Source organism: Cytobacillus spartinae (assembly GCF_042865285.1).
GTDB lineage: Bacteria > Bacillota > Bacilli > Bacillales > Cytobacillaceae > Robertmurraya_A > Robertmurraya_A spartinae.
Map to the genome: position 1 here is coordinate 228,333 of NZ_JBIACK010000005.1, position 26,058 is coordinate 254,390.

A 26,058-nucleotide genomic window follows, 5' to 3' on the forward strand; every position below is an offset into this window, starting at 1 on the left:
TTGAAAGAGAAGAAAAAACGCTCACTCGGAAGGCCTCGCTTAAGTGAAAAAAGTAAACCTACAAATGAAGTCATCCTTCATGCTGCCATACAGTTATTTTTAAGCGAAGGATTTAAAAATGTCTCTTTAGATGATGTAGCCAAAAGATGTAATGTGACAAAAGCAACAATCTACTATTATTTTGAAAGCAAAGCTGCTTTATTTACAGAAGCGATGACTCATCTTATGACTCAAATACGCGAATACATGTTGCAAATGCTTCTAGAACCTGAGCCTTTACGTGAACGGCTTCATCGTGTGACAGAGGCTCATTTAAGAGCAACTTTTGATATAGACTTAGATGGCTTTTTGCGAGAAGCTAAGAGCTCATTGAGTGAAAAACAACTTCAGGCCATGCAACATGCTGAATCAAAAATGTTTGATGCATTAGAAAATGCATTTACGGACGCAATGAATAATAAAGAGATTCCAGAAATCAATGCTAAATTTGCTGTCCATAGTTATATGTCTTTACTTAAGGTCGGCAATTATCGTAACCCAGATCAAACACGACTGTTTCCAACAATTGAAGAAACTGCCTTAAAAATAATGGATTTATTCTGGAACGGATTATTTCCGTACAGCGGTGAAACTGGTAAGCCATCCTAATATAAAAAACGGAAAGTAGAACCTACCCAATGTTTTGCAGGGAGAACCACCTAGGGGGTAAGGGTCAATAATAGGAACGATTAAAGAGATCGTATATAGTGAAAAAGGTTAACAATAAATAAGCCGTTTCCTCAAAGGTTAACGGCTTACTGTATTTTACCTGAACACATGAGAAAGCTCTCTTTTTAAAAAAGTAGAGTGGGTTACGGTTCATCTAAAGAACCTATTCGTCTATTAGTATCAGTATATTTGCTTCTTATAGTTCAGCAGCGTACTTGTTTAATTCTTTACTCATTTTTTCAATTTCATCAACGAATGTAGCGATCTGTTGGGTGGAAGCCTCTTGATCTTTACCGACAGCTACGACCTTTTCAATGGAAGCGGCCATTTCCTTCATGGATGCTTGTAGATTCGTCATCGTCTCACGGATTTTTTCAGTAGAGGCAACTGTCTCACTCGATAGTTTTCGAATCTCTTTCGCTACAATATTAAATCCTCTACCCATATCACCTGCTCTAGCCGCTTCTATAGAAGCATTTAACCCTAATAGGTTCGTTTGGTCCGCAATTTTTTTAATGAGTTTTGTGACCTCATCCGTCTTCTTCATTTCTTCAGCAGCATGAATGGACTGCCGTAAAAGCTGATTGCTGATATCAGACAATCCTTCTGCACCTTTTTCAACTTTGTTAACGTTATCATTTGTATGAATGATTGAGGTAACGATTTGGTCAGATATTCTTCTTAGTTCACGCTCATTTTGTTCTTGTAGCTGAATGGCAATCGCCCCTATCACTTTTCCATCAAGCATGATGGGATTTGCTAATCCTGTAAACGGAAAACCAAAAAATTCAGGTGGCACTTCTTGTTTAATGACCTTGTTATTCTTAATACAATCTGCTAGTGGTTCTTGAGGATTAATTTTTGTGCCTCGTTTAACGCCAAGGTCAATTTTTCGACTAGGATAGTAAACAAGCCACTCCTCCGTATTGGTGATTCCAACAGCGATATTGGGTAGCATCGAAGAAATGACCGATACGACGTTTATGTACTGGTTTAAGATGTCTTGGGCTGTTTTTTCATCTTCTATAGCTAAAAACATATAAACCCCTCCTTATTTGTCATGTTTTTGTATAACTTTTGTACTATTTATTTTACACTATGTAGGCAGGTTTAACTACTATTTTGTTTTGAGTAAGTCAAAAGTACTGTTTAAAATTTCCATTGTATTTAAGGTTCAATGTATAATGGGAAATAGAGAAAAAAATTAAATATAGTTGGAGACCTTTCATGAGAAAAATGAACCTAAAAGGCCTACTCTCCCCATTTACTCCCGACCGAAATACAAGAGGAGATATTGGAGTTGGGCTAGCTATTACTGGATTTGCAATGGTTGGAATATTTATAATCAGCCTAGTATCTGGCTTAATCGAAGTAGAGAGTATTGGTTTTGATTTAAAAACATTTGCTTTCTACACAGGTCTCACATGGTTTGCGGCAGGATACGAGGAGTTAATATACCGAATTATTCTACTCAGTGTATTAATAAAGTTTCTTAAAAGGCCATGGTTAGCCGTAGTTCTAACTTCCGTAGTGTTCGGCTGGATGCACGCAACGAACGACCATGCCACATTACTATCTGTTATCAGTAATGGACTAGGGGGCGTTATGTACGGGATTGCCTTTGTCGGTACGAGAAAAATCTGGCTTCCATGGGCACTCCATTTTGCTTGGAATTATGTTCAGGCGACGATTTTAGGTTTTCCTCTGAGCGGATTTGAGGTCGACGGGATTCTAAATCTCAATCTTCTAGACAATACATGGCTTTCAGGCGGGTTATACGGTCCGGAGGGTGGAATTGTGGGGATTACTTTTCGTTTCGTAGTCATAGGATTGATTATTCTTTGGATTAAGAAGTCTCGCGGCTCAATATACCAAATGATAAACCAATCTACCTCTAGTCAGAATCTTGCCTAATTTAGTGAGTACCCCGGATAAGTGATCCGGGGATTTTTTATGTAAAATGATCAATGTTTCGATCACTTTTGATGGTAAATTAGTAGTAAGGATAAAGAAATTGAATTTGAGGAGAAAATTTTATGGGGAAAATTAAGGCATGGGCCAAAAGGTTAAAACAACAAATTTTTGTCCTTTACCTAGCTTATAAAGATGAAAGAGTACCTTGGTATGCGAAATTATTCACCGCATGTGTAGTAGCCTATGCGTTTAGTCCGATTGATTTAATCCCTGATTTCATCCCGATACTCGGTTATTTAGACGATGTGATTATCGTTCCATTAGGGATTATGTTTGCGTTAAGAATGATCCCTGCTGAAGTAATAGTTGAATGTGAAGTGCAGGCAAAAGAAATGATGAAAAACGGTAAGCCGAAAAATTGGCTAGTAGGATCACTCATCATTTTGGTATGGAGCATCATTATGCTGTGGGCTATCTTAAAGGTTTATCAGATGTTCAGTTAGGTATGGATAGGAGTTATTCGTCTCCCTTTAGAAGTCATCAATTAGTGTAAATCAAACGTATTTGATTACATTAGGTATCGTGGAAAAAGTACATCAAATAGGGAACACTAAAATGAGGTGTTGCCTATGAAAACTACTATCAGCTTAATAATAGCGTTCCTTCTAATGATTACCCCTACTATTACAGGAGCAGAGGACGAAGGATATAAAATGGTTAGTCAGAATCAAAAAGAGAATATAACTCTTTACGGAAAGGAATTGGATGGATTATATAGAGGATTTAAAATTGATTTTAAAGGTGGAATTTACACAAGACCACTTTGGAATAGCGAAACAAGTCCTACCTACGCTCCACAAATTTTCTATGAAGACATTAACAAAGACCTTAAGGAAGAGTTGATTATTACCTTGACACAAGGGCATGGTACTGGTGTTCTATTGGAAGATGTTCATGTTTTTCACACAATGGACAACCGATTAACTGGAGTGGTGGTAGATCATCCTTTAGACATTATTAATAAGAACGTAAAAACAAAGCTATCGAATGAAGAAGCAGAGATAAGTATAGGGGATAAGAAGTATCAAGTTGATCTAACTCCTTTTGAAATCAATCCTGAAAACTTATTTGAAGATATAGGGTTTGGGAGCATTATGGATTATGAAGTTATAAACAATAACCTTATGGTCAGGGTAAGCGGTCAAATAACACCCGCTATGTTTATAGGAGACATCATCATTACATATGATTACCGCGATAAAATGTATCAAGTGAAAGCGATTGAGTTTATAACAGATATTAATAAGAATCCCTTTTATGGTCCAGTGGAACCTTAAGTGAGATATCAATTAAATTTCATTAGTGAAACGTTAGGATAAAGTATATATCCCAGCGTTTTTTTGCGTTAATACAAGCGTGAATATGCATCGAACTATAGCTAATTGATATTTTTTTCACTGTAAGTGTGACCTACTTTTGCGCCAAAAAAGGATATTTTCCTTTTTAAAAGAATTCTTAGTAAGCTAATTTTATAAAAGGAGAACTTTAAAAATGGATGCTGTGTTTAAAACCGAAAAAGGTGTGTTTAATTACCGAGTAGTTGGCGTGTGGATCATAGATAATTATGTGCTATTACATAGGGAAGCAAAAGATGATCATTGGTCCCTTCCAGGTGGAAGAGTGGCTTTGATGGAGGAATCTGGGGTCGCTTTGAAAAGGGAATTTCAAGAGGAGCTCGGAATAGATGTAACGGTTGAACGACTATTATGGTCCGTCGAAAACTTTTTCCAATACGATCACATGGATTTCCACGAAATCGGCTTGTACTATAAAGTATGTGCAGAAAATCATTCATTATTTAGCAACGAGGAATTTCACGGGAATGAAGGAGAAAGATTAATTTATAAATGGATTCCGATTGACGAGTTAAGTCAAATAACGCTTTATCCAGAAGTCATACATCAAGAGCTACAACGCGGGCTGTCTGACTATCCCAAACACCTCGTTGTGAGGTAAATGCTAATATCTGTAAGGAATGTTTCATCTTCCTAATCAAACAATAAGAAAAAATGTTGATTAGGAGGATTGCAGATGAAGAAGTATCTGATTATCCTTTTTTCTTGGTGCTTGATTTCATCAACTGTTGCCCATGCACAAGTTCCGAACACCCCGATTCAATGGGGCTTTAAGAAAGGACACGATGAACAGCAAGCTCAAGCGGGTAAGAAGCTGGACGACCTTTTAGAGAAGTATGACAGCTATTATAAAGGAGATCCAAACAAAAAGGAAATTTACTTAACGTTCGACAATGGCTATGAGAACGGCTATACCAAACAGATCTTAGATATTTTGAAAAAAGAACAAGTTCCCGCAACCTTTTTTGTGACGGGTCACTATTTGGAGAGTGCAGCACCACTCGTCGAAAGAATGGTGAAGGATGGACATATCATCGGAAATCATTCCTACTATCATCCAGATTTAACGAAGGTGGATGACGAAAGACTTGCAAGAGAGCTTGAAAAAGTTCGTGCTGCTACTGAAAAAATCACTGGTGAAAAGAATATGATCTACTTGCGTCCTCCAAGAGGGGTGCTTAGTGAACGAACATTAGCACTGGCAAAAGAGCAAGGATATACACATGTTATGTGGTCGCTCGCCTTTGTTGACTGGTATACCGATCAGCAAAAAGGCTGGGAATATGCGTACAATAAAATCATGTCGCAGATTCATCCAGGTGCGGTCATCTTGTTACACACCGTCTCTAAAGATAACGCTGATGCCCTTGAGAAAGTCATTAAGGATTTGAAAAAGAAGGGCTACACGTTTAAGAGTTTGGATGATTTAACGATGAGCAAGGCGATTGATGAACCAATGTTATATGGGATGTAGGGATTGAACCTAATGTAAGTAGTTTAGTTTTGGAGTGCGATTTTCAAAATTGCAGTCCGAAATTGAACTGCTTTTTTCTATTTGATATTGTATATAATTCAATACGAATTACAGGATATATTTGAAAATAGCAAAATTAGAATATCTACTGATGAACATTAGACTTATACTGCGCAATAAATATCTTCAGTTACAGGTAAAGGGAACTTTGGAAATATTTTTTGGAATAGCCTACTTGCATCCGCCACTTCTATTTGGTATTATCGTTTCATAGCTAATAATTCTGAAAACTTTAAAGGAGGTATTCTTATTCACTCATTTAACGAGGAAGGGGAACTTCTTCCTGAAGAAATTGATACGATCAATCGGCTAACTCAAATTCCTATTGAATCTTTAAATTTGGATGCGATTGCTGTTGTGACAAATCTATATCGTGTTGCCCAAGGGTTAAAAAACAAAATGGAACAGGAAGTCTTATCAGAATATGGTTTATCATGGACTGCCTTTTCAATGCTTTATGATTTGTGGATTTGGGAGTCAGTCGAGACAAAAAAATTAGCTGAGTCTTCAGCTGTCTCTAAAGCTACGGTGAGTAACATAACCAAAACACTTGAAAGAAAAGAGCTGTGTTATAGAAAAACGGATAATAGGGATAGAAGAATCACCTATGTTGCCTTAACTGAAAAGGGAAGGCAAGTAATGGAGACTCTTTATCCACGATTCCATAAAGGGGAAGTAACAATAGTCTCTAGTCTATCAGTAGAAGAGCAGATAAAGATGACCAGACTTCTTCGTACGATTATAAGAGATAATCGCTTCTAATTACAATTTCATATTGCAGCTGCTATGATAGGAAACCCAGTAGTAGTTATCTCCCTGTGAACAGAGAGTCGGTGGTTGGTGCAAACCGATACAAAGATAACACGAATTACATTCCTTGAGCTTTCTTTGTGAACGGAAGTAGCAAAGAACGGACGAGCCGTTAATCGTTGAGTGGAAGGATTTTCTCCTTCAATAAGGGTGGTACCGCGTGTAAAAAGTTTAAACCACGTCCCTTTTTTAGGGATGTGGTTTTTTATATTTTAGGAGGGAAAAAGAAATGACTAAATTTATTGACCAATTAAATGATGAACAACGTACAGAATTGAAAAGACAGTTAGCCATTTATAGACAAGGCACACAAGAAATTATTCCGACTGAAGAGTTAGAAGTGAAAATTGCAAAATCAATCATTGAAAATAAATCCCTGAAAATAAAATTGGGATTAGATCCTTCTGCTCCAGACGTACACCTTGGACACACCGTGGTTCTAAACAAGTTAAAGCAGTTTCAAGAGAATGGGCACACGATCCAACTAATAATTGGAGATTTCACAGGGAAAATTGGAGATCCAACAGGAAAGTCCATAGCTAGAAAGCCATTAACAGATGAGGAAGTTAAGCATAATGCTAAGACATACTTTGAGCAATTTGCTAAGGTCATTGATATGGATAAAGTAGAGTTACATTACAATTCTAAATGGTTGTCAAAATTAAAGTTTGAGGATGTTATTCAACTTGCAGGCAAGATAACAGTGGCGAGGTTATTAGAAAGAGATGACTTTGAGGAAAGGATTGCATACGGAAAACCTATTTCCCTACATGAATTTTTCTACCCTTTAATGCAAGGTTTCGATTCAGTTGAATTAGAGTGTGATATAGAACTTGGTGGAACTGACCAACACTTTAATATCCTAATGGGAAGGCACTTTCAAGAAAAATTCGGCAAAGAGAAGCAAGTAGCGATGTTAATGCCTCTACTAGAGGGACTAGACGGTGTTGAGAAGATGTCAAAGTCGAAGAAAAACTACATCGGTATTGATGAAAGTCCAAAGGAAATGTACGGGAAAGCAATGTCTATTCCAGATGAGTTAATGAGTAAATACTTCGATTTAATTACAGATTTTACTCTGGAACAAATTCAAACGATGAAAGAACAGTTGGAGTCCGGTTCCCTTCACCCAAGAGATGCAAAAATGTTACTGGGAAAGACAATCGTTAGAATGTACCACGGATTAGAAGCAGCTGAAAAAGCAGAACAAGATTTCATCTCCGTCTTTCAACAAGGGGCACTACCTGATGAAATTCCAGTAGTGGATTGGAATGGAGATAGAGAGATACCTGTTATAGATTTACTAGTTGATCTACAATTACTAAGTTCAAAAAGTGAAGCTCGAAGAATGATTGAGAACAAAGGAGTAAAAATTAATGGGGACAGGGTTCAGGATACTAAATTAACAGTATCTATTACTGAAGGATTAATTATACAAGTTGGTAAACGAAAGTTTGTAAAGATAAATAGATAATCTTACAAAAAGGTGCAACTTGATGTTGTACCTTTATTTTGTAAGCTATAAATTTTATTATTAATCGTTATTAATATACAGTTCATCAAAATAGAATGCTTGATAAACATGTCTAACGGGGGGGGGGACGTTGAACAAGAGTGAACGAATACAATAAGCATTTTAATGCGCAGCACAACGATACTGGTAACTAAATAATAATCGTTAAAGACGATCACTCTTATAGGGTGATCGTTTCGTCGAATTTGACAACTCATGCAACAAAAAAGGGCAAATAAATGCCCTTAATAAGATTAAATCAGCTTATTATTTTTTATATTTTAAGTAATTAAAGTTTGAAGTCGGAACTTGTTTTAATATGTTTCCTTCCTTATCCTTATAAATTTCATACTCTCTGTAGGTTTCAACAATAAATCCGTCAACTTCTTTGTCTTGATCTTCCTCATGCAAGTATTCCAATTCAAGAATGATGGAGTCTAAGTTTTCATCATATGTTTCTGTATCTTGTTGAACAGAGACATTAGTTTCTATAGACCCGCTGATAGAAGGGATTGGTTTAGAACTTAGAGCATTGGCATATACCATGAAAATACAAATCATCATTAGACCAAAAAAAACAAATAATTGCTTCAACATAATCTACCCCTTTAGGAAAGTTACATTTAACAATATGCTTGTACACAAATTTATATAACAAATGAGAGATGTCTTGTTGATATGAGTAGACAAAGGTCTTATCAAGTTTTATCTACTTTCCAGCGAGGGATAAATTATCTGTCATGTTGTCTGTTAACGTAAGGTTTCCTTTAGATAGCTTAACGATCTTATCTGACTTACTTGCAATCGTTTGATCATGGGTTACAACAATTATACATTTTCCTTCGTTATGTGCTAAAGATTGGAGAAGATCGACAATTTCTTGTGCAGTGTTTTCATCCAGATTACCTGTTGGTTCATCTGCAACAATTAAATCTGTATCTGAGCAAAGTGCACGCGCAATGGAAACACGCTGCTGTTGTCCTCCGCTCAGTGTTAATACTTTCTGACGAGCTTGTTCAGATGAGATACCCACCCGTTCGAGCATTTGCAGTGCGAACTCCTTTTTATTTTTATGTTTTGTTCCTTTTATTTCAATACCCGTAATGACATTTTGCAAAGCTGTCATGTAAGGTAACAGGTTATACGACTGAAAGACAATTGAAACATATTTGCTTCGGAATTTAGTTAAGCCAATTTTTTTTATTTCTTTCCCTTCATAGAATATAGAACCTTCCTTCGGCACATCAAGTGCACTTGCTAGTGCTAGAAAGGTTGTCTTACCTGAACCGGAAGGACCTACAATCGTATAAAACATACCTCGTTCAAAGCTTATATTGATTTTTTTTAGAATATCGTGTCTTTTATTTTCATGTTTATACCAATAGCTAACATTGTTTAATTCAAGCAACGTCATTTTGTAATCATCTCCTTTTTGAAAATTAATCTTGTCTGCTCAGAATTGTTTTCGGTTGAAGTCTTATCACCGAGAACGTTGGCAGAAGAGAAGATAAGATTGCAATAAGTATTCCAATTATGGCTAATAATCCTAAGTCATCAGCAGTTACACTCACGTCTAAGTCTTCGATTGTCTCGACTTGTTGAGTTTGTCCTGCTTGCAATCCTGCCATTCCTCCTCCGAACATTCCTCTACCTCTAAATGATGCTGGTGTATTTGTCTGTTCCGCTGTCTGTAATTCTTGATTTAACAACTGATCGCTTACTTGGTTAGCAACGGCGTTACCACTAAATGTTGCAATTCCGAAAGAGATTGCCGCCACAATTAAAATTTCAACAATAAACTGACCCACAAGCTTCCAACGTTGTTCACCGATTGCTAAAAGCACACCCATTTCATATTTTCGTTCACGTATTGACATCATGATGATTAAACCTAAAATAATTGCGCCCGCTATCGAGACAAGATAAACAATGTTATTTGAAAAGTTAGCCACATTATCAATCGGACCAACCATCTGTTGATAAAGTTGATCATTAGCATCTAGTTTGAACGTATCAAAATCAATGCTACTTTCTAGTTGAGCCTGATTTATAAAGCTATCCATTTCTGTAGGATTTTCAATGTAGTAAATAGCACTATCGATCGTTCCTTCGTATTCCGTTCCTTTTAACGTAGCTGCAGTCGTATACGGAACATATATTTTGTTGTATGGAATTAGTGCAGTAAAATTCATTCCTTGATCCGAACCAACTGAGGTTGTAGAATAAATTCCTTTTACTAAAAGTTCTACTGTAATTGAGTCGTCCAAAGGATTGGTAACCGTTATCGTGTCGCCAACTGTTAAATCATTTTCTTCCGCAAGAGTCTGTTCAATAAGAGCCACATTTTTTCCTATATCTTCTAAAGTAATGTGCTCGCCTTCTTCTAAAGTCGATGTTCTGTCCATAAATTCTGTTGTGGAATCTGTATACGTAACACCCTGGATTGAAATATCACCTTGAGCCATTCCTCTAAACCTACCTTGACCCTGTGTCACATTACTGTCGGTACTTTCATCCGTTGATTCCACAGCTTCTTCGGCACTTTCAATCGGTTCAAAAGTTGTAGCCAATGCGGTTGTGGAAGAGTAAAAATTATACCCTTTAATTTGTGGGAAAGATGTTAATTCCTCTGCTGAGTTTACTGGAAGGGGTGTAGATTGAAAACGTACTCGTTCACCTGATGATTGCTGTTGGGATTGCATATTCTCCCGTAGTTTCTCCATGTCTACTTGAAGAGTGACATCCGCTCCAAGCTTTTGTCTGGCAAGCTCCCCAGATTTTTGAGCCGCCGTTTGAATAGAAAGACCAGCTAGTACCAAAACACAAATAACAGAAAACACGAATATCTGTAGTAGGCTTTTTCCTTTTCTCGCTTTTACACTCAACAAAGCTCGTTTAATAAAATTCATCCTAGACCCTCCTGACAGGGAGAACCTCCCTTGTCACTTAATATTTTCTTTATTGGACTGTGAGGAAGGTAGCTCATATTTTGTGCGTCAGATAACCTATCTCATTGTCCCAATGAATATAGACTACTAGAAATTTATGTCTAAATTATTACGTAAATATTTCTTAAGTTTTAACAATTTAGGATGATTTATAAATGAAGATGTAACACTGATTCCTCGATTAGAATTGCAAGTTTGGATGGGAATATCTTAATCTTGTTAAAAGCAGAAAATTTAGCAGAAAATGAGATATAAAAAGACTAAAAAATAATAGGGTCATGCTGCACATTACAACCAAACTATGAAGCAAAATTTAGGGGACAAAGCCATAGCAATCAGAAAGATACGTCATTATGATAAGTTACTATTCTACCCAAAACAAAGAGGTACACGAAGATTTAACATATTCGTGTACCTCTTTTTTGTGATTATTATACTCCAAATCTAGTTATGATCTATTGAGTCATCCTCTTTATACGTTTCGGGTACTAATCAAGTTCTTATGCTTAATTTTATCACTGTCAGTACCTAATGAACTTTCTGTTACAAAAATCCACTTACATTAGTTACATAACGATATCAAAAGTTACTTAATCCATCGAAAGCTCTTAAAAAAAATATAATGACGGTAAATAGAGAGAAGTAGTTGTGCAAAACTGATAGAGGAGTGTTCTACATGGAGCTACGACAATTAGAGTACTTTGTAGAAGTGAGTAAACACAAGAGCTTTACACATGCAGCTGAATGCTTACATGTTTCACAGCCGTCCATTTCAAATTCGCTCCATAAGCTTGAGGATGAATTAGGTGTAAAGCTTTTGGAACGGACAACGAAGAATGTTTCTCTTACATACAAGGGGGAACTATTCTTAAACAGAATTGTTACAATCCTTGCAAACATGAATGAAGCGATATGTGAGGTCAGTGAGTCAGATAATGGGGTTGTAAAAATCGGACTTCCACCCATGATTGGTGCACAGATGTTTCCAAACGTCTTCATTGAGTTCAAGCAAAAATACTCGAATATCCAGTTTGATGTCATTGAAAAGGGTTCTGTCGCCATTAGAAATCTCATTGAAACTGGCGAGTTAGAGATGGGGTTTATCATACTGCCTCAATCATCAGAATGCTTAGATATGATTCCTTTCGTTCAGGATGAATTAGTCATTTGTATGCAAAAAGGTCATCCGTTAAGTTCTAGAAAGGTAATAGATTGTAAGGACTTAGCAGAAGAAAGATTTGTGATGATGACAGCAGAATACGTTCATCACAATATGTTATTAAATCACTGTTTAAAGTCGAATGTTCAACCCAATATTATTTTTACATCTGACAAGGTTGAGACCGTTCGATCAATGGTCGGGAAAGGCTTAGGCATATCTTTATTAATGGATATGTATGTGAAAGATCATCATGACATTGTGGCAGTTCCTTTGAAGAGTCCACTAAAAATAAACATTGGTCTAGCATGGAAAAAGGGAAGACAGTTATCAAGTGAGTGCAAGAAAGTAATTGAATTTTTTAGTCATTATTTCAAAGATGAAAATATTAAAAAGGCACAATAATGAATCACAATCATTTAACCAACAGGTAGTTCAGGTTTTGAGTGTGATTTTAAAAAGAGAAAGTTTGTGAAATGTTTCACTTATAGGTTTTAGCTATAAAACTATAGAAAATCGGTATTTCACGATAATGGAAAACTGTGTGAAGATATTCACATAAGCAGAGGTGCTAAGCACACCTGTCTTTTATCAAGGCTCTTTACGTAAACGTTGTTGCTTTTGGTAAAAAGGAAGTATTTAAACGATTCTGGCGCTGAAATTTATTGCCATGAAGAAATGTTTTACCCGAGTTAGAGTCACAATTCAGAAGATCAACAATCAATACGAAAACAGCCTTCATTAATAAATTAGGGAGTGGAAAAAATGGGAGCGGTACGAAAACTTCAGTATCAAAGTCCACCACAGAATCAAGATCCACAGGAGAAAAAAGCGGTCAAAGAGGTTAATTTTATCTCGTTGCTCATTACTCTAGCAGTCGGAGCAATCATTTGGTTTATTGGCGCACCAGAGGGATTAGATCCAAAAGCATGGCACTTATTCGCAATATTTGTTGCTACGATTGTGGGATTAATTATAAAACCTTTACCAATGGGCGGAGTGGCAGTCCTCTCAATCGCAGCTGTTATCTTAACAGGTACATTAGGGACTCAGGAAGCGTTGAGTGGTTTTCAAAATACAACCATTTGGTTAATCGTAATCGCCTTCTTTATCTCAAGAGGTTTTATCAAAACAGGATTAGGAAATCGTGTTGCTTATATGTTTGTTAAGAAGTTTGGAAAGAAAACATTAGGTCTATCCTATGCACTTTTAGTCAGTGATTTAATTTTATCTCCAGCAATGCCAAGTAATACAGCACGTGGTGGTGGGATTATCTTTCCGATAATTAAATCCCTATCACAAACGTTCGGATCAGACCCTGAAGACGGATCTGAGAGAAAAATTGGTTCTTTCTTAACGAAAACCGCTTTCCAAGGAAACATGATCACATCCGCGATGTTTATGACAGCGATGGCAGCCAATCCTTTAGCAGCAACCATTGCGGGTGAAGCTGGAGTCGCTATTTCATGGGGTGGCTGGGCACTAGCCGCGCTTGTTCCAGGTCTAGTGAGCTTAATTGTGATTCCGTTGTTCATCTACAAAGTTTATCCACCTGAAGTAAAAGAGACTCCTGCAGCGGCACAAATTGCCACGCAGAAGTTAAAAGAAATGGGTCCTTTAAAGAAATCAGAGTGGAGCATGATCTCAGTATTCGTACTAATCTTAGGCTTATGGATTTTCGGTAGCAAAATCAATATTGACGCAACAACGACGGCTTTAATTGGTTTATCTGTACTTTTACTTTTATCCGTGTTGTCTTGGGATGATATTAAAAAAGAACAAGGCGCTTGGGATACATTAGTTTGGTTCGCGGCACTAGTTATGATGGCTTCATTCTTAAACACTTTAGGGATGATTCCTTGGTTCAGTGATTTAATGGGTGGCGCAGTAAGTGGAATGTCTTGGATTATGGCACTTGGAGCTTTAGCGCTGATCTACTTCTATTCTCACTATTTCTTTGCAAGCTCAACAGCACACGTAAGTGCCATGTATGCGGCGTTTTTAGCAGTAGCGATTGCAGCTGGAGCACCACCAATGTTGACGGCATTAATCTTAGGATTCTTTGGAAACTTGTTCGGATGTTTAACACACTATGGTTCCGGTCCAGCACCAGTTTTCTTCGGATCAGGCTATGTGTCTCAAAATAAATGGTGGTCCATCGGATTTGCGATATCCGTCATTCACATTATTATTTGGGCACTGGTTGGAGGTCTTTGGTGGAAAGTTCTTGGATTATGGTAAAACGATTCTTTTAAAAACCTCGAAGTCTATTTGCTTTTAATAGTTGATAGACTTCGAGATTACTTGGAGGGAATAACATGAAATCTAGTTGCTGTCATGCTGATGTGAAAAAAAGTAATTCTATAGAGTATTTCCACGGGGCGGACGATGATTACGAATTGAAAATTCCAGTTTTCAATTGTAGTAAGTGTGGGAAACAGGAAATTCCAACTGTAATAACGGAGACTGTAAAAATTTATAAAGCGAGCTAGTAAAAACGGAGGGTTCATCCATGAGAGAGATTTCAGTAGAGCAAATTATTCAAACAGTGAAGGAACTAAGCATAGATGCAGCATGCAATCTACCAGAAGACGTAGAAAAGTTACTTAAAAAGGCAGTAGAAACAGAAGAATCTCAATTTGGTAAATACAGCTTAGAGAAAATTGTTAAGAATGTAGAGTTATCACGTGCTGAGCATGCCCCTATGTGTCAGGACACAGGAATTTTAGTGGTGTTTGTTGAGGTAGGACAGGACGCTCGGATTGTGGGTGGTAGCTTAACAGACGCCATCAATGAAGGGATTCGCCAAGGATATCAAGAGGGGTATCTCCGTAAATCGGTCGTAGCAGATCCAGTTCTGAATCGGAAGAACACGGGTGATAACACACCAGCCGTTATTTACACAGATCTTGTTCCTGGTGACCAGGTGAAAATTCAAGTTCTTCCTAAGGGTGCTGGTAGTGAAAATATGGGTGCATTAAAAATGCTGAAGCCGTCAGAAGGATTAGAAGGAGTAAAAGATTTCATCATAAAAGCTGTTACACAAGCGGGAGGAAATCCTTGCCCACCAGTCATTGTCGGAGTCGGAATCGGCGGAACGATGGATAAGAGTACGTTACTCGCGAAAAAAGCACTAGCTCGCGAAGCTGGACATCCTCATCCAAATCCAGAATATCAGGCACTTGAAGAAGAGCTGTTAGTCGAAATTAATAAGCTAGGAATCGGACCACAAGGCTTTGGAGGAAAAGTTACAGCATTAGCAGTCCATATTGAGACCTATCCAACCCATATTGCCACCATGCCAGTTGCGGTTTGCTTGAATTGTCATGCGGCAAGACATAAGGAAGCGATTCTATAACCTAAAGTGAAGTTTCAGCGGGGGTATAACCCCTTACTGAATAAGAAGAAGTCCTCAGATAGCAAGGCGCATTTGATTACAGGAGGGACAAACATGTCTACCATAAAAAAAATCACGACCCCTTTAACAGATGAAGTCGTAAGAGATTTAAAAGCAGGTGACCAGGTTTCCATCTCTGGGGTTATCTATACAGCTCGCGATGCAGCACACAAACTTTTAACAGAATCGATAAAAGCAGGTGAAGAACTACCAGTTGATTTTACTAACCAAGTAGTCTATTACGCTGGTCCAACTCCAGCAAAGCCAGGTAAGGTCATTGGTTCATGCGGACCAACCACAAGTGGACGGATGGATGCTTACTCTCCGATGATGATGGAGCAAGGTGGCCTCAAAGGCATGATCGGCAAAGGTCCACGTAGTAAAGAGGTTGTAGAAGCGATGAAAGCCAATAATGTTGTATATTTTGCGGCAATTGGTGGAGCGGCAGCGTTAATCGCAGACTCAGTAAAGGAAGCAGATGTGGTTGCTTTCGATGAACTTGGACCAGAAGCGATTCGCCGTTTAGTAGTGGAAGATTACCCGTGTATCGTCGCAATAGATTCAGAGGGAAACAATTTATATGAGTTAGGGGTTCAACAATATAGAGTTGTAGACTAACGAGAACGAAGATGAGGAGCGATCCCAATGTTAAATTATGATGTAGTCGTAGTGGGAGCTGGTGGGGCAGGAATGATGGCTGCCCTTTCAGCTAGTGAAGGGAAAGATATTCGAGTAGCGGTATTAAGTAAAATATTCCCTACTCGTTCACATACAGGTGCAGCACAGGGTGGAATTAATGCAGCGATGGGCTATCGAGATCAGACGGATTCCACGGAAAAACATTTCAGAGACACAGTAAAGGGTAGTGACTTTTTAGCCGATCAGGATGCGGTTGAATTTTTTACATCGAATATGCCATCGATCATTTCCGAACTAGATTACTATGGAGTTCCATTTTCCAGAGATGAAAATGGTCACGTGGCACAGAGACCATTTGGTGGAGCATCTAGTCCAAGAACGTGCTATTCGGCCGATAAGACAGGCCATGTTATTTTACACGCTTTGTACGAACAATGCTTAAAGAACAAGGTTGAGTTCTTAAATGAATGGTACTTACTATCTGTGGTTGTGGAAGATGGAAAGTTTGAAGGCTTGGTCGCGATGGATATTCGTGACGGAAAAATACATCCGATTCAGGCGAAATCGGTTGTTATGGCAACAGGTGGATTCGGAAGAATTTATTGGAGCAGAACGACCAATGCCATCAATATGACGGGGGATGGAACAGCAGCTTGCTTTGAAGCTGGGATTCCTCTGAAGGACCCTGAATTTATTCAGTTCCACCCAACAGGCTTAGCTCAAACAGGGGTGTTGCTGTCAGAGGCTTGCCGTGGTGAAGGTGGTTACCTAATCAATAAAGATGGAGAGCGTTTTATGGCTCGCTATGCACCAGAAAAAATGGAGCTCGGCCCTCGTGACCTTGTATCTCGCTCGATTGAAACAGAGATTAAAGAAGGTCGTGGATTTGGAGAAGGAATGACTTCATACGTGTTAATGGACCTTCGTCATTTGGGTGAAAAGAAAATTATGGAGCGTCTTCCACAGGTTCGAGAACTTGCAATGGAATTCGAAGGTGTTGACCTGATTAAAGAACCTGTTCCCATTCGTCCTAGTTGCCATTATACAATGGGTGGAATTCATGTTTCAGATTATAAAACATGTAGCACACCGATTGAAGGGATTCATGCTGCTGGTGAGTGCTGCTCTGTATCGATCCATGGAGCAAATCGCTTAGGTGGAAACTCAGTTGCGGATGTTGTGTTATTCGGGAAGTATGCTGGATTAGGGGCGAAAGAGTCAGCGAAAAGACGGTCATTTGGAAGCACAGCAAAGCTTGAACAACAAGCTTCTGAATGGAAAACGAAATTTAAGACCATTCGCGAGAAGACTTCAGGAATCAGCATGTTTGAAATCCGCAACAAATTAGCAGAAACGATGTGGTACAACGTAGGAATTTTCCGAACAGAGTCTGAAATGGAAACAGCTTTAGAAACCATCGATAAGTTACTTGAACAATATAAGGATGCTTATGCGGGAGATCCTTCTGAAATATACAATATGGCGTTTATCAACTATGTGGAGATTGGCAATATCTTAAAGCTTGCTAGAGCCGTAACGATGGGAGCCCTGAATAGACAAGAGAGCAGGGGATCACATTCTAGAGGAGATTATCCAGAGAGAAACGATGAGAAATTTCTCAAGCATACTCTAATCTATAAGGATGGAGACAAGTATCGACTAGAATATGCACCGGTCACGATTACAAAATATCAACCGGAGGAGCGAAAATACTAATGGAAAAGCTAGTAGTTAAAATCAAAAGATTTGATGGGCATGAAACCTATTTTCAAAAATATGAAGTCCCTTACGAGTCAGGAAAAACGATCCTGTGGTTGCTAACGAAAATTCGTGAGGAGCAAGACCCAACCTTAAACTTTACTTCAGCTTGCCGTCATGCCATTTGTGGCAGCTGTGCAGTTCAAATAAATGGAAATGCCTTTCTAGCATGTAATTCTTCATTAGATGAGGTAATCGAAACCTATAAAACGATGAATCTCACATTTGAGCCATTGAAAAACTTTGATGTGATTAAAGACTTGGTGATTCTTTGGGAACCGAAAATGGAAAAAATGGAGAAAGTTAAACCTTGGATCATTCCTAGTGAACTCGGTAGCAAGGAAAAAGGCTTTATCCAAAGTGAAGAAGAATTTCACCAGATTGCTGCACCAACCGACTGTATTCTATGCGGTGTCTGTGCGTCCGAATGTAATCAGCTATCCGTGAACCAAGACGGCTATCTAGAACCGTTTATTTTAAATAAAGCGTATCGCTATGTTGTGGATTCAAGAGATGAGGCGCCTGAGCAACATTTACAACCAGTGCTTGATAATGATTTATGGAAATGCTTGCACTGTATGCAATGTGTATCACAATGTCCGAAATCGATTCCATTAACAGACCAAATTGCTTTCCTTCGTGCTGAAACGATGAAAATGGGTGAAAAGAATAATCAAGGTGCTAAACATGCTTATGCCTTCCACGATGATGTGAAAAACAAAGGACGACTGAATGAAACGATGCTTCCAATTAGAACGGATGGATTGGTTCAAACGGCCATGACGAAAATCCCGTTTGCCTTAAGAATGATTAAGAAGGGGAAAATTAATCCACTTCATATGCCAAAAGAAATTGCAGGCATTGAGGAAGTAAGAAAATTATACGATTACGCCGAGGAGGTTAGGGAATCATGACGTTAAAATATGCTTTTTTTCCAGGGTGTACATTAGAATCCGCGGCAGAAGAGTTGATGATTTCTACTAAGAAGGTAGCAGATGCTCTAGGAATTGAACTAATCGAGCTAAACGGCTGGACATGTTGCGGAGCGAGCCATATACAGGATATTGATGATTTTCTATCTACTTCTATAAATGCTAGAAATATTGCCCTAGCTGAAGAGTTGGGAGTAGATAAGCTCCTTACGGTATGTAATACATGTACATTAATGCTACGAACAGCAAAACTGAAAATGGATAAAAATGAAGTTCTAAGAGAGAAAGTAAATGTGGGGCTGGATCGAGCTGGACTTGAATATCAAGGATCTGTAGAGGTGACACACTTGTTATGGGCTCTTCTTCAGGATTATGGGTTAGATAAGCTAAAGGCGAAAGTAAAGGTACCACTAACAGGACTTAAGGTCGCTAATTTCTATGGATGCCACATCCTTATGCCACCTAAAGTGATGGGATTTGAGAACCATAGAAATCCACAATCGATGGAAATGGTTGCGGAAGCATTGGGTGCTGAGTGTGTGGAATTTGACCAAAGGCTTGCATGCTGTGGATTCCATGCTGTATTCCCTGCTCAAAAAGAAGTGATGGATATGACAGGAATCAACTGTTTATCTCCTAAGGATGCGGGTGCAGATTGTATCGTTACGCCTTGCCCACTATGCCAAATGCAATTAGATGCTTACCAGCCTGATGCGCAAAAAGGGTTTGACCGTGATATCACGATGCCGATTATTCACCTCCCACAGTTAATCGGATTAGCATTAGGGATTAGTCCAGAGGAATTAGCAATTAATCGCCATGTGGTCGATGCAATTCCTGCACTACAAAAGAAGTTAGTAACAGTTTAACTTCTCTCAAAAGGAGATATAAGAGATGAACTATATCTACCAAAAAAGAGCAAAATTAGTGGGAAACGTGGAAAGAGGCATTCTTTGGTTACTGAATATGCATGATGATTGGATTCATGACCAATATGGAGAGAGTTATATCTATCACGGAGTCGTGTACTCTAACTCCAAGGCTTTCCACGAACTTTCCACAACGGTGACAGGCTATTTTCAAGATGATGATACAGGGCAGTGGATTAAAGTCGTCCATGGCAAGGCAACATTTAACCCCCATGACATGGGGCAAGCATGGAAGGAACAATTAGAAAGTTTTATCTCGATTTCATTTAAAACTGGCACTTATAAGACATATAAAAATTTGGCAGTTCACCCATTAAATAAACTTTGAACGATTCTTCGTATTTGTAACAAAAACTTCATGGAATTGTGCGTGGTCTTCAATATTGAAGGCCTTTTTCTATTGAATTTCTATGGTAAGATAATCGCGAAGTCAGGACATTTAGAGGTGCCTCCATGAAATGGAAAAAAATTAAATTATCGTACATGGTCATTATTCTTGTATGTATAGTAGTCAGCTTTTCAATCTTGATTACAGGCTTTTTTGTTAATAAAACGATCACCGAACGAATTATCAATAGCCAAGAAGAAAAGGCTTTTAATGTATCTAGAATGATTTCTCAGACCCCCGTTGTAATAGATGGTCTAAGTGGGGTTGAAAATACTGGAGCCATTCAAAAATTTACTCATAATATTCAAAAGTCCACGAATGTGGAGTTTATTGTGGTTATGGATATGAAGGGGTTAAGAAAATCCCATCCTGATCCCGAAAACATCGGGAAAAAGTTTGTGGGAGGAGATGAAAAGGAAGCTCTTCAAGGAAAAGAGTATTCATCTATTTCAGAAGGAACATTAGGGATGTCTTTAAGAACCTTCACCCCTATCTATGAACAAAATGGGAAGCAAATTGGAGCCGTTGCGGTTGGGATTTCTTTAGAGCGAATTGACCTTGTTCTTGGAATGCTTAGAAAGGATATGAGTGTAGGTATTCTACTAGGACTAGCTTTTGGAGTGATAGGGGCCGTTGTTCTATCTTATTATGTGAAGCGAATCTTGCTAGGTTTAGAGCCTCAGGAAATCGCGATGATTTTTAAAGAAAGACAGGCACTCATTGAGTCGGTTCATGAAGGAGTAATTGCTGTTGACCAAGACGGTACGATCACGATGGCGAATAGATCTGCCCTAAATTTAATGAGTACATTTGGAAACGTTGATAATCCTGTTGGTAAAAAAGTGGATTCCTATTTTATGAGTACTAGTGTGTACCAAGCTTTAAAGTCGGGGAAACCGAGTCTTGACCAAGAAGAAGAAATTAATGGAATTGGGTTGGTTGTTAATACGGTTCCGATTATTGTGGACGGGAACATTGAAGGCGCTGTGAATACGTTTAGAGATAAAAGTAAGGTTCAGCAATTAGCCGAGCAATTAACGGGAGTTCGGTTATATGCGGATGCTCTTCGATCTCAATCCCATGAATATATGAACCAGCTTCATTGTATTTTAGGGTTAATCCATTTACAGGAGTATAAGGAGCTTGAGAAATTTATACAAAAAGCGGTTGAAAGTACTCAGAAAGATATTAGCAATATCACGGGAAAAATTAAAGACCCTGCTTTAGTAGGGTTCCTCCTTGGAAAATTAAGCTATGCTCGAGAAGAGGGGATAGACCTCAAGCTATCAATTAAAAGCTTTCTTCCAAATTACTCTGATAGGGATTTAACCCATGATTTAATCACGATACTAGGTAATCTTATAAATAATTCCATCGATGCCGCACAAACAAGTGCAAATAAAGAGGTCTCTCTAAGCTTAGCCTATGAGGATAATAGATTAGTGATTAAGATTCAAGATTATGGAAAAGGAATCCCAGAGGGAAATCAGGTCATTTTATTTGAGAAAGGATTTTCGACGAAGGGTGAAGATCGAGGATATGGCCTGTTCCTAGTAAAGCAAACGGTTGAGAAATTAAATGGGAGTATACAGCTCTCTAGTGAGTTGAATAAAGGTACTACATTTAGAGTATCCATCCCTTACAAAGTTGTGGGTGAAAGTGATGATTAGAGTATTCATTGTTGAAGATGACCCAATGGTAGCAGAGCTCAATAGGCGTTATCTTGAAAGTATAGAAGGATTTAAAGCAGTAGGGACCAGACCATCTGTTGATGCCGCAAAACAATTTCTAAAGGAAAACGAAGTGGATTTAATTCTATTAGATGTATACATGCCTGGTGAACAAGGTCTTGCACTACTCCCTTATATTCGCCAATTGGAAAAAAAAATAGATGTCATTTTGATTACCGCTGCTTCTGATATCGAGACGATACAGGGTGCGTTAAGGTTTGGTGCCATTGATTACTTAATTAAACCATTTTCCTTTGACCGATTAAAGGAAGCGCTCGTATCCTATCAAGAAAAGACCCAATATGTAGAATATCATCCGGTCCTTAGCCAGCAGGAATTGGATGAGAAAATCTTAAAGAAAGAAAAAGCTCATGTGTCTCAACAAATCCCGAAAGGCTTAACCAAACATACGCTTAAGATTATTTGGGATGAGCTAAGAAGATTAGGAGACAGAGAATTTTCTACTGAAGATATTGCGAAGCTTACGGGTATTTCTAGAGTGTCGATAAGGAAGTATTTGAATTTCTTAGAGGAGATTGAAGTGTTAGAAACAAGGGTGTGCTATGGTACGATTGGACGTCCGATTAATCAGTATGTATATAATGAGGAGAAGGGGAAGCAAATCGGTTATTACCTCTAAGGGACAAGGGGGACAGGTCCCTTGTCCCAGCTCAAATTGTGGGACAGTGGACCTGTCCCTCTGTCCCTATGTTATCTATGCTTATCCTGTATCGCTTTAAGTCGATCAATAATAAGTTTTGATAAGGACGCCATAATGATTAGACTGATAAAAGAATAATGAGAATTCCATGTTTTTGTTGTGTAAATTTCTAGGTATTTCAGAATGGGCAGGGCAATGTAAGCCGAGAACAGACTGAATGAGACTAAGGCAATTATAAAGGATTTCCATCGCATAAAGGTTTGATAAAGCAAAGAAAGGCTGATGGGAAAAATAAATAGATTTGCTGGTAGCATCGTTGGAATGATCGGTTCAAGCTGAATCCTGTAGTCGTACCAGTCTAATGCGGTTCCAACGTCATCTAGATTCTTGTTCATGACATAAATAACTCCCAAATAAGCAACCGTTTGAAGAATGGATTCTCTTTTTATTAAAACAATCAATACTAGAATAGATGCGAGACAAATCATGACTAGCAGTCCCCATTTCCATGAAAAGACGACATGTTTTGTCCAAAGCTCCATTCTTAGATCCGTGACCTGATTCGATAATTTATCTATTTTCTTTCCTAGTTCCTCCATACGCACCTCCTACTATGATAACTTTCCTCATATATGGGCGTTGTATGTATGTCTTGATGGAGCTTTATGCAGCGGACTTGTCCACTAGTCTCTCAGTTAGATTTCTTTTGGTTTTAAAGTATGATTACTTCCTTTATGTTAAAGTAAAATATAGACTTTAAAGTTTCATCAATTCCTCTTGTTCAGACTAGGCAGGTGAAATGCAATTGAAAAAGTTAATACTCCCTGCAATTTATATAGGTGAATGGGTATTATTCATGTATGTTCTTCTCTTTGTCACGGTGTTCAATATGACCTTCTACGCTAATATGGTTCTAATTGATATGCCATGGGAAGAGCCGATAAAATTGCCTTTTATCAATGCATTGCTATTCGTATTTACAGTAGGTCTTGTATGCTTTTTATATATCAAGTATTTAGTAGGGAATAGGCTGTACATAAAGATTAAATCAGTTGTTTGGGGATTCCTGTTCGGATTAAACCTTTTAAGCTGTCTTCTTTGGTTTAGTATAAGTGGGAGTTTTGCTTTATCTAATCAGGAAAGGTTTCTACTTATCGTAGCTATGTTGGTGAGTGCGGTGTTAACCATTCAGATTGCAATGAAGCTTCGCAGTAAACAGAGATAGGGAGGGGAACATCATGAAAATATATATGTTTTTACTAGGATTCATTCTTTTACTATTAAGTGCTTGTAGCAGCGAGGAAAAACAACTAGAGCCAATTGCATACGAATTTAAGGAGCCTACAACGTTTCCTTTTGAAGTGAATGAAGCTTTTTCCGAAATTGATCTAGAGGTTCCAGACCATCTGCATCAGTTTATCTATTATTATCGTAATACAGAAACGTCTCAGGAACTAAAGTACATATTGAGTAAGGTATTAGATGAAGAGCAGCCAAGTGAGCTTGAGGATATTGTGAAAGACATGAGCGAATACAAACTAGACAACGGCATAACGGTTTATTATGGAGAGAATGATACTGCTCAAGAGTTATGGTGGGAACAGGATGGATTTATGGCAAGGTTTATTTATTTTATAAAAGGAAATACAGATCAACTAGGTGAGTATAAGCTAGAGGTAGAAGAGTTCTTGAAATTAGCGAATCAGGTCCAGTAAAGGAACTTAGATACGGGACAAGGGGACAGGCGGGACAAGGGGACAGGTACCGCGTCCCAGAATAAATAGGGGACAGAGGGCATGTCTCCTAGGCTAAAAATAGAGATGAGGTCGTACCTTGTTAGAATTTCTTTCGGTATATATGAGTTCATTTAAAGAGAATCGAAATATTAATGTTTATCTTCCCCATAATTACTACGAAGCTAATAAAAGATATCCGGTGTTATATATGCACGATGGTCAAAACGTCTTTCGAGATACCGGAGCAATAGGCGGGGTATCCTTATCCCTTGAAAATTACTTAAACGAGAATTCTCTAGAAGTGATTGTTGTTGCGATCAATCAAAATAGCGAAGAACGTTTAAACGAATACTGTCCTTGGGTGAATGGAGCATACAGCAAGAAGGTATTAGGATATCAGTGCCCTTCAGGAGGGAAGGGAGAAGTGTATGTTGACTTTATTGTTCATGAACTAAAACCTCTTATTGATAAAAAATACCGTACGTTAATTGATCATACTTCCATTGGTGGTATTTCTTTAGGTGGCCTCATTTCCGTATATGCTGTTTGTCGTTATCCACATATCTTTAAAAAAATAATAGCGATATCTTCTGCTTTTTATCGTAATCAAGAAGAAATCGAAAAGTTGATAAAAAGTTCAGATTGGTCACAAGTGGAAAGTGTTTACTTAGACTGGGGAGATAAAGAAGGAAAAGGAGAAAGGATCCATCAACTATTCTCAAATTCAAACCAATCTGTCTGTGATATCTTAAAAGAAAAGACACCAAATTTAACATATAAAATTATTAAAAATGGTGAACACAGTTATAAGCACTTTAAAGAAAGAGTGCCTGAAATATTTTCGTTTTTGCAAAAAACATAATCACGAATGAAATACAACATGCTAGGTGAATACAAACTGAACTTTTTAGTTTAGCCAATAAAGTTCAGTATGGTAGCAGCGCTCGGGATTCCGGGCGTTTTCTCTTTTAACCTAGAAAGTGCTATAATACGGGAAAATGGCAAAGGACGGAATGGATTTGGAGACGATAAAAATAACCGGACCTTACAACTTTGATGGAGTGCTCGATCGGATTTCACGTGATCCGTTAAATGTGCTCAATCTGGAGGAGCGATCTATTAAAATCCCTATCATGATAGAAGGTACACCGATAGTTGCGAAGGTGACAGCCATCGGTACAACAAATGAACCAGCGTTTACGGTTAGCGGTATAGATGGGGACCATAAGGAACAAGCTTTAAACAGAGTCACTCATTTGCTACAGTGGGACACGCCATTAACGGAAGTGAACAACTTTTTTAACAATACGGATTTAAAAGAGATCTTTGAACAGCATAAAGGGACACCTCTCATCCTAGATTTTAGTCCGTACCGAGCATTGCTTAAGGCCATTGTCCATCAGCAACTGAATTTATCGTTTGCCTATACGCTTACAAAAAGATTTGTGACCACTTACGGATTTGAAGTAGATGGGGTTTATTTTTATCCTTCGCCAGAAAAGGTAGCAAGTCTTCAAGTGGAAGAGCTTCGTGAATTGCAGTTTAGCAATCGTAAAGCAGAGTATATGATAGGCATTGCAAAGGCGATCGTGGAAGGAACGCTCGATTTAGATTCATTACATAACAAGTCAGATGATGATATTATGGAAGAGCTGATTAAACTAAAGGGAGTGGGACCGTGGACGATTCAGTGTTTACTCATGTTCGGACTTGGTCGCCCGAACCTGTTTCCGTTTGCCGATATCGGCCTTCAAAATGCATTGAAGAAGCTGTATAACATGGATCGGAAGCCAACGAAGGAAGAAATGGAAGAGTATATTAAGGACTGGGAGCCTTATTTAAGCTACGCTTCTCTGTATTTGTGGAGAAGTATCGAATAGATGGAGT

General features: G+C 38.3%; 28 protein-coding genes and 1 other annotated feature. Of the genes, 23 read left to right on the forward strand and 5 right to left on the reverse strand.

Features of this window, described 5'->3' with window-relative positions:
• The gene (locus ACFYKX_RS13010) at positions 1–648 is read left to right on the forward strand and encodes a TetR/AcrR family transcriptional regulator (protein ID WP_389361476.1); all 648 of its coding nucleotides are present in this window, start codon (positions 1–3) and stop codon (positions 646–648) included.
• A 256-nt stretch (positions 649–904) separates the two neighbouring features.
• Here the strand turns inward: ACFYKX_RS13010 and ACFYKX_RS13015 are convergent, their stop codons facing one another.
• Complete coding sequence (locus tag ACFYKX_RS13015) at positions 905–1,747, reverse strand: methyl-accepting chemotaxis protein (RefSeq protein WP_389361477.1); 843 nt, start codon at positions 1,745–1,747, stop codon at positions 905–907.
• Positions 1,748–1,935: 188 nt separating this feature from the next.
• On the opposite strand from ACFYKX_RS13015, the gene ACFYKX_RS13020 reads away from it, so the two are divergent.
• The 7 genes from ACFYKX_RS13020 to tyrS all read left to right on the forward strand — a co-directional run bounded on the left by ACFYKX_RS13020 (position 1,936) and on the right by tyrS (position 7,855).
• Positions 1,936–2,622 carry a CPBP family intramembrane glutamic endopeptidase gene (locus tag ACFYKX_RS13020; protein WP_389361478.1) on the forward strand — a complete coding sequence of 229 codons (687 nt, stop codon included), beginning with the start codon at positions 1,936–1,938 and terminating at the stop codon, positions 2,620–2,622.
• Between the two features lie 122 nt (positions 2,623–2,744).
• The gene (locus ACFYKX_RS13025; RefSeq protein WP_389361479.1) at positions 2,745–3,125 is read left to right on the forward strand and encodes a YkvA family protein; all 381 of its coding nucleotides are present in this window, start codon (positions 2,745–2,747) and stop codon (positions 3,123–3,125) included.
• Between the two features lie 126 nt (positions 3,126–3,251).
• Positions 3,252–3,959 carry a hypothetical protein gene (locus ACFYKX_RS13030; protein ID WP_389361480.1) on the forward strand — a complete coding sequence of 236 codons (708 nt, stop codon included), beginning with the start codon at positions 3,252–3,254 and terminating at the stop codon, positions 3,957–3,959.
• A gap of 214 nt (positions 3,960–4,173) precedes the next feature.
• Positions 4,174–4,638: an NUDIX hydrolase gene (locus ACFYKX_RS13035; RefSeq protein ID WP_389361481.1), complete on the forward strand. Its 465-nt coding sequence runs from the start codon at positions 4,174–4,176 to the stop codon at positions 4,636–4,638.
• A gap of 75 nt (positions 4,639–4,713) precedes the next feature.
• Entirely contained in the window at positions 4,714–5,511 is a 798-nt protein-coding gene (pdaA, locus tag ACFYKX_RS13040; protein WP_389361482.1) for a delta-lactam-biosynthetic de-N-acetylase, read from the forward strand.
• Between the two features lie 309 nt (positions 5,512–5,820).
• Entirely contained in the window at positions 5,821–6,333 is a 513-nt protein-coding gene (locus ACFYKX_RS13045) for a MarR family transcriptional regulator (RefSeq protein ID WP_389361524.1), read from the forward strand.
• A gap of 15 nt (positions 6,334–6,348) precedes the next feature.
• Positions 6,349–6,570: a binding site (T-box leader), on the forward strand.
• A 40-nt stretch (positions 6,571–6,610) separates the two neighbouring features.
• Positions 6,611–7,855, forward strand: a complete 1,245-nt coding sequence (gene tyrS / locus ACFYKX_RS13050; protein WP_389361483.1) for a tyrosine--tRNA ligase — start codon at positions 6,611–6,613, stop codon at positions 7,853–7,855.
• 306 nt (positions 7,856–8,161) lie between these two features.
• Here tyrS and ACFYKX_RS13055 read toward each other — a convergent pair whose 3' ends face one another.
• The 3 genes from ACFYKX_RS13055 to ACFYKX_RS13065 all read right to left on the reverse strand — a co-directional run bounded on the left by ACFYKX_RS13055 (position 8,162) and on the right by ACFYKX_RS13065 (position 10,803).
• Positions 8,162–8,491 carry a hypothetical protein gene (locus ACFYKX_RS13055; protein WP_389361484.1) on the reverse strand — a complete coding sequence of 110 codons (330 nt, stop codon included), beginning with the start codon at positions 8,489–8,491 and terminating at the stop codon, positions 8,162–8,164.
• A gap of 112 nt (positions 8,492–8,603) precedes the next feature.
• Complete coding sequence (locus ACFYKX_RS13060; protein ID WP_377929619.1) at positions 8,604–9,308, reverse strand: ABC transporter ATP-binding protein; 705 nt, start codon at positions 9,306–9,308, stop codon at positions 8,604–8,606.
• Between the two features lie 25 nt (positions 9,309–9,333).
• Positions 9,334–10,803: an ABC transporter permease gene (locus ACFYKX_RS13065; RefSeq protein WP_389361485.1), complete on the reverse strand. Its 1,470-nt coding sequence runs from the start codon at positions 10,801–10,803 to the stop codon at positions 9,334–9,336.
• A 715-nt stretch (positions 10,804–11,518) separates the two neighbouring features.
• On the opposite strand from ACFYKX_RS13065, the gene ACFYKX_RS13070 reads away from it, so the two are divergent.
• The 11 genes from ACFYKX_RS13070 (at position 11,519) to ACFYKX_RS13120 (ending at position 22,414) form a co-directional block, all read left to right on the forward strand.
• Complete coding sequence (locus ACFYKX_RS13070; protein WP_389361486.1) at positions 11,519–12,406, forward strand: LysR family transcriptional regulator; 888 nt, start codon at positions 11,519–11,521, stop codon at positions 12,404–12,406.
• Between the two features lie 360 nt (positions 12,407–12,766).
• Entirely contained in the window at positions 12,767–14,242 is a 1,476-nt protein-coding gene (locus ACFYKX_RS13075) for an anion permease (protein WP_389361487.1), read from the forward strand.
• Between the two features lie 77 nt (positions 14,243–14,319).
• The gene (locus ACFYKX_RS13080) at positions 14,320–14,493 is read left to right on the forward strand and encodes a hypothetical protein (protein WP_389361488.1); all 174 of its coding nucleotides are present in this window, start codon (positions 14,320–14,322) and stop codon (positions 14,491–14,493) included.
• A 20-nt stretch (positions 14,494–14,513) separates the two neighbouring features.
• Complete coding sequence (locus ACFYKX_RS13085) at positions 14,514–15,359, forward strand: fumarate hydratase (RefSeq protein WP_389361489.1); 846 nt, start codon at positions 14,514–14,516, stop codon at positions 15,357–15,359.
• Positions 15,360–15,452: 93 nt separating this feature from the next.
• A complete protein-coding gene (locus ACFYKX_RS13090; RefSeq protein WP_389361490.1) occupies positions 15,453–16,016 on the forward strand; it encodes a Fe-S-containing hydro-lyase in 564 nt (187 codons plus the stop codon).
• 27 nt (positions 16,017–16,043) lie between these two features.
• Entirely contained in the window at positions 16,044–17,753 is a 1,710-nt protein-coding gene (locus ACFYKX_RS13095) for an FAD-binding protein (RefSeq protein ID WP_389361491.1), read from the forward strand.
• Positions 17,753–18,709: a succinate dehydrogenase/fumarate reductase iron-sulfur subunit gene (locus tag ACFYKX_RS13100; protein WP_389361492.1), complete on the forward strand. Its 957-nt coding sequence runs from the start codon at positions 17,753–17,755 to the stop codon at positions 18,707–18,709. The genes ACFYKX_RS13095 and ACFYKX_RS13100 overlap by 1 nt, the downstream gene beginning before the upstream one ends.
• Positions 18,706–19,596: a CoB--CoM heterodisulfide reductase iron-sulfur subunit B family protein gene (locus ACFYKX_RS13105; protein ID WP_389361493.1), complete on the forward strand. Its 891-nt coding sequence runs from the start codon at positions 18,706–18,708 to the stop codon at positions 19,594–19,596. Before ACFYKX_RS13100 ends, ACFYKX_RS13105 begins: the two co-directional genes overlap by 4 nt.
• A 25-nt stretch (positions 19,597–19,621) precedes the next feature.
• Entirely contained in the window at positions 19,622–19,984 is a 363-nt protein-coding gene (locus ACFYKX_RS13110) for a molecular chaperone GrpE (RefSeq protein WP_389361494.1), read from the forward strand.
• Positions 19,985–20,109: 125 nt separating this feature from the next.
• Positions 20,110–21,714: a DcuS/MalK family sensor histidine kinase gene (gene dcuS / locus ACFYKX_RS13115; RefSeq protein WP_389361495.1), complete on the forward strand. Its 1,605-nt coding sequence runs from the start codon at positions 20,110–20,112 to the stop codon at positions 21,712–21,714.
• A complete protein-coding gene (locus tag ACFYKX_RS13120; protein ID WP_389361496.1) occupies positions 21,707–22,414 on the forward strand; it encodes a response regulator in 708 nt (235 codons plus the stop codon). The genes dcuS and ACFYKX_RS13120 overlap by 8 nt, the downstream gene beginning before the upstream one ends.
• Positions 22,415–22,485: 71 nt before the next feature.
• Here ACFYKX_RS13120 and ACFYKX_RS13125 read toward each other — a convergent pair whose 3' ends face one another.
• The gene (locus tag ACFYKX_RS13125; protein ID WP_389361497.1) at positions 22,486–23,034 is read right to left on the reverse strand and encodes a CBO0543 family protein; all 549 of its coding nucleotides are present in this window, start codon (positions 23,032–23,034) and stop codon (positions 22,486–22,488) included.
• A gap of 206 nt (positions 23,035–23,240) precedes the next feature.
• On the opposite strand from ACFYKX_RS13125, the gene ACFYKX_RS13130 reads away from it, so the two are divergent.
• The 4 genes from ACFYKX_RS13130 (at position 23,241) to ACFYKX_RS13145 (ending at position 26,051) form a co-directional block, all read left to right on the forward strand.
• Entirely contained in the window at positions 23,241–23,660 is a 420-nt protein-coding gene (locus ACFYKX_RS13130) for a hypothetical protein (RefSeq protein WP_389361498.1), read from the forward strand.
• A gap of 13 nt (positions 23,661–23,673) precedes the next feature.
• On the forward strand, positions 23,674–24,150 hold the full coding sequence (locus ACFYKX_RS13135) for a hypothetical protein (RefSeq protein WP_389361499.1): 477 nt from the start codon (positions 23,674–23,676) through the stop codon (positions 24,148–24,150).
• Positions 24,151–24,268: 118 nt separating this feature from the next.
• The gene (locus ACFYKX_RS13140; protein ID WP_389361500.1) at positions 24,269–25,033 is read left to right on the forward strand and encodes an alpha/beta hydrolase; all 765 of its coding nucleotides are present in this window, start codon (positions 24,269–24,271) and stop codon (positions 25,031–25,033) included.
• A 151-nt stretch (positions 25,034–25,184) separates the two neighbouring features.
• Complete coding sequence (locus tag ACFYKX_RS13145; protein ID WP_389361525.1) at positions 25,185–26,051, forward strand: DNA-3-methyladenine glycosylase family protein; 867 nt, start codon at positions 25,185–25,187, stop codon at positions 26,049–26,051.
• Positions 26,052–26,058 lie beyond the last annotated feature (7 nt).

Excerpts from the sequence above, each read along its gene's own strand:
- ACFYKX_RS13110 (WP_389361494.1), top strand. The coding sequence starts at position 19,622 with ATGAACTATATCTACCAAAAAAGAGCAAAATTAGTGGGAAACGTGGAA.
- ACFYKX_RS13100 (WP_389361492.1), top strand. The coding sequence starts at position 17,753 with ATGGAAAAGCTAGTAGTTAAAATCAAAAGATTTGATGGGCATGAAACC.
- pdaA (WP_389361482.1), top strand. The coding sequence starts at position 4,714 with ATGAAGAAGTATCTGATTATCCTTTTTTCTTGGTGCTTGATTTCATCA.
- ACFYKX_RS13055 (WP_389361484.1), bottom strand. The coding sequence starts at position 8,491 with ATGTTGAAGCAATTATTTGTTTTTTTTGGTCTAATGATGATTTGTATT.
- ACFYKX_RS13090 (WP_389361490.1), top strand. The coding sequence starts at position 15,453 with ATGTCTACCATAAAAAAAATCACGACCCCTTTAACAGATGAAGTCGTA.
- tyrS (WP_389361483.1), top strand. The coding sequence starts at position 6,611 with ATGACTAAATTTATTGACCAATTAAATGATGAACAACGTACAGAATTG.
- ACFYKX_RS13075 (WP_389361487.1), top strand. The coding sequence starts at position 12,767 with ATGGGAGCGGTACGAAAACTTCAGTATCAAAGTCCACCACAGAATCAA.
- ACFYKX_RS13070 (WP_389361486.1), top strand. The coding sequence starts at position 11,519 with ATGGAGCTACGACAATTAGAGTACTTTGTAGAAGTGAGTAAACACAAG.
- ACFYKX_RS13060 (WP_377929619.1), bottom strand. The coding sequence starts at position 9,308 with ATGACGTTGCTTGAATTAAACAATGTTAGCTATTGGTATAAACATGAA.
- ACFYKX_RS13030 (WP_389361480.1), top strand. The coding sequence starts at position 3,252 with ATGAAAACTACTATCAGCTTAATAATAGCGTTCCTTCTAATGATTACC.
- ACFYKX_RS13145 (WP_389361525.1), top strand. The coding sequence starts at position 25,185 with ATGGATTTGGAGACGATAAAAATAACCGGACCTTACAACTTTGATGGA.
- ACFYKX_RS13085 (WP_389361489.1), top strand. The coding sequence starts at position 14,514 with ATGAGAGAGATTTCAGTAGAGCAAATTATTCAAACAGTGAAGGAACTA.
- ACFYKX_RS13065 (WP_389361485.1), bottom strand. The coding sequence starts at position 10,803 with ATGAATTTTATTAAACGAGCTTTGTTGAGTGTAAAAGCGAGAAAAGGA.
- ACFYKX_RS13120 (WP_389361496.1), top strand. The coding sequence starts at position 21,707 with ATGATTAGAGTATTCATTGTTGAAGATGACCCAATGGTAGCAGAGCTC.
- ACFYKX_RS13025 (WP_389361479.1), top strand. The coding sequence starts at position 2,745 with ATGGGGAAAATTAAGGCATGGGCCAAAAGGTTAAAACAACAAATTTTT.
- ACFYKX_RS13105 (WP_389361493.1), top strand. The coding sequence starts at position 18,706 with ATGACGTTAAAATATGCTTTTTTTCCAGGGTGTACATTAGAATCCGCG.
- ACFYKX_RS13095 (WP_389361491.1), top strand. The coding sequence starts at position 16,044 with ATGTTAAATTATGATGTAGTCGTAGTGGGAGCTGGTGGGGCAGGAATG.
- ACFYKX_RS13125 (WP_389361497.1), bottom strand. The coding sequence starts at position 23,034 with ATGGAGGAACTAGGAAAGAAAATAGATAAATTATCGAATCAGGTCACG.
- ACFYKX_RS13080 (WP_389361488.1), top strand. The coding sequence starts at position 14,320 with ATGAAATCTAGTTGCTGTCATGCTGATGTGAAAAAAAGTAATTCTATA.
- ACFYKX_RS13015 (WP_389361477.1), bottom strand. The coding sequence starts at position 1,747 with ATGTTTTTAGCTATAGAAGATGAAAAAACAGCCCAAGACATCTTAAAC.
- ACFYKX_RS13035 (WP_389361481.1), top strand. The coding sequence starts at position 4,174 with ATGGATGCTGTGTTTAAAACCGAAAAAGGTGTGTTTAATTACCGAGTA.
- ACFYKX_RS13020 (WP_389361478.1), top strand. The coding sequence starts at position 1,936 with ATGAGAAAAATGAACCTAAAAGGCCTACTCTCCCCATTTACTCCCGAC.
- ACFYKX_RS13135 (WP_389361499.1), top strand. The coding sequence starts at position 23,674 with ATGAAAATATATATGTTTTTACTAGGATTCATTCTTTTACTATTAAGT.
- dcuS (WP_389361495.1), top strand. The coding sequence starts at position 20,110 with ATGAAATGGAAAAAAATTAAATTATCGTACATGGTCATTATTCTTGTA.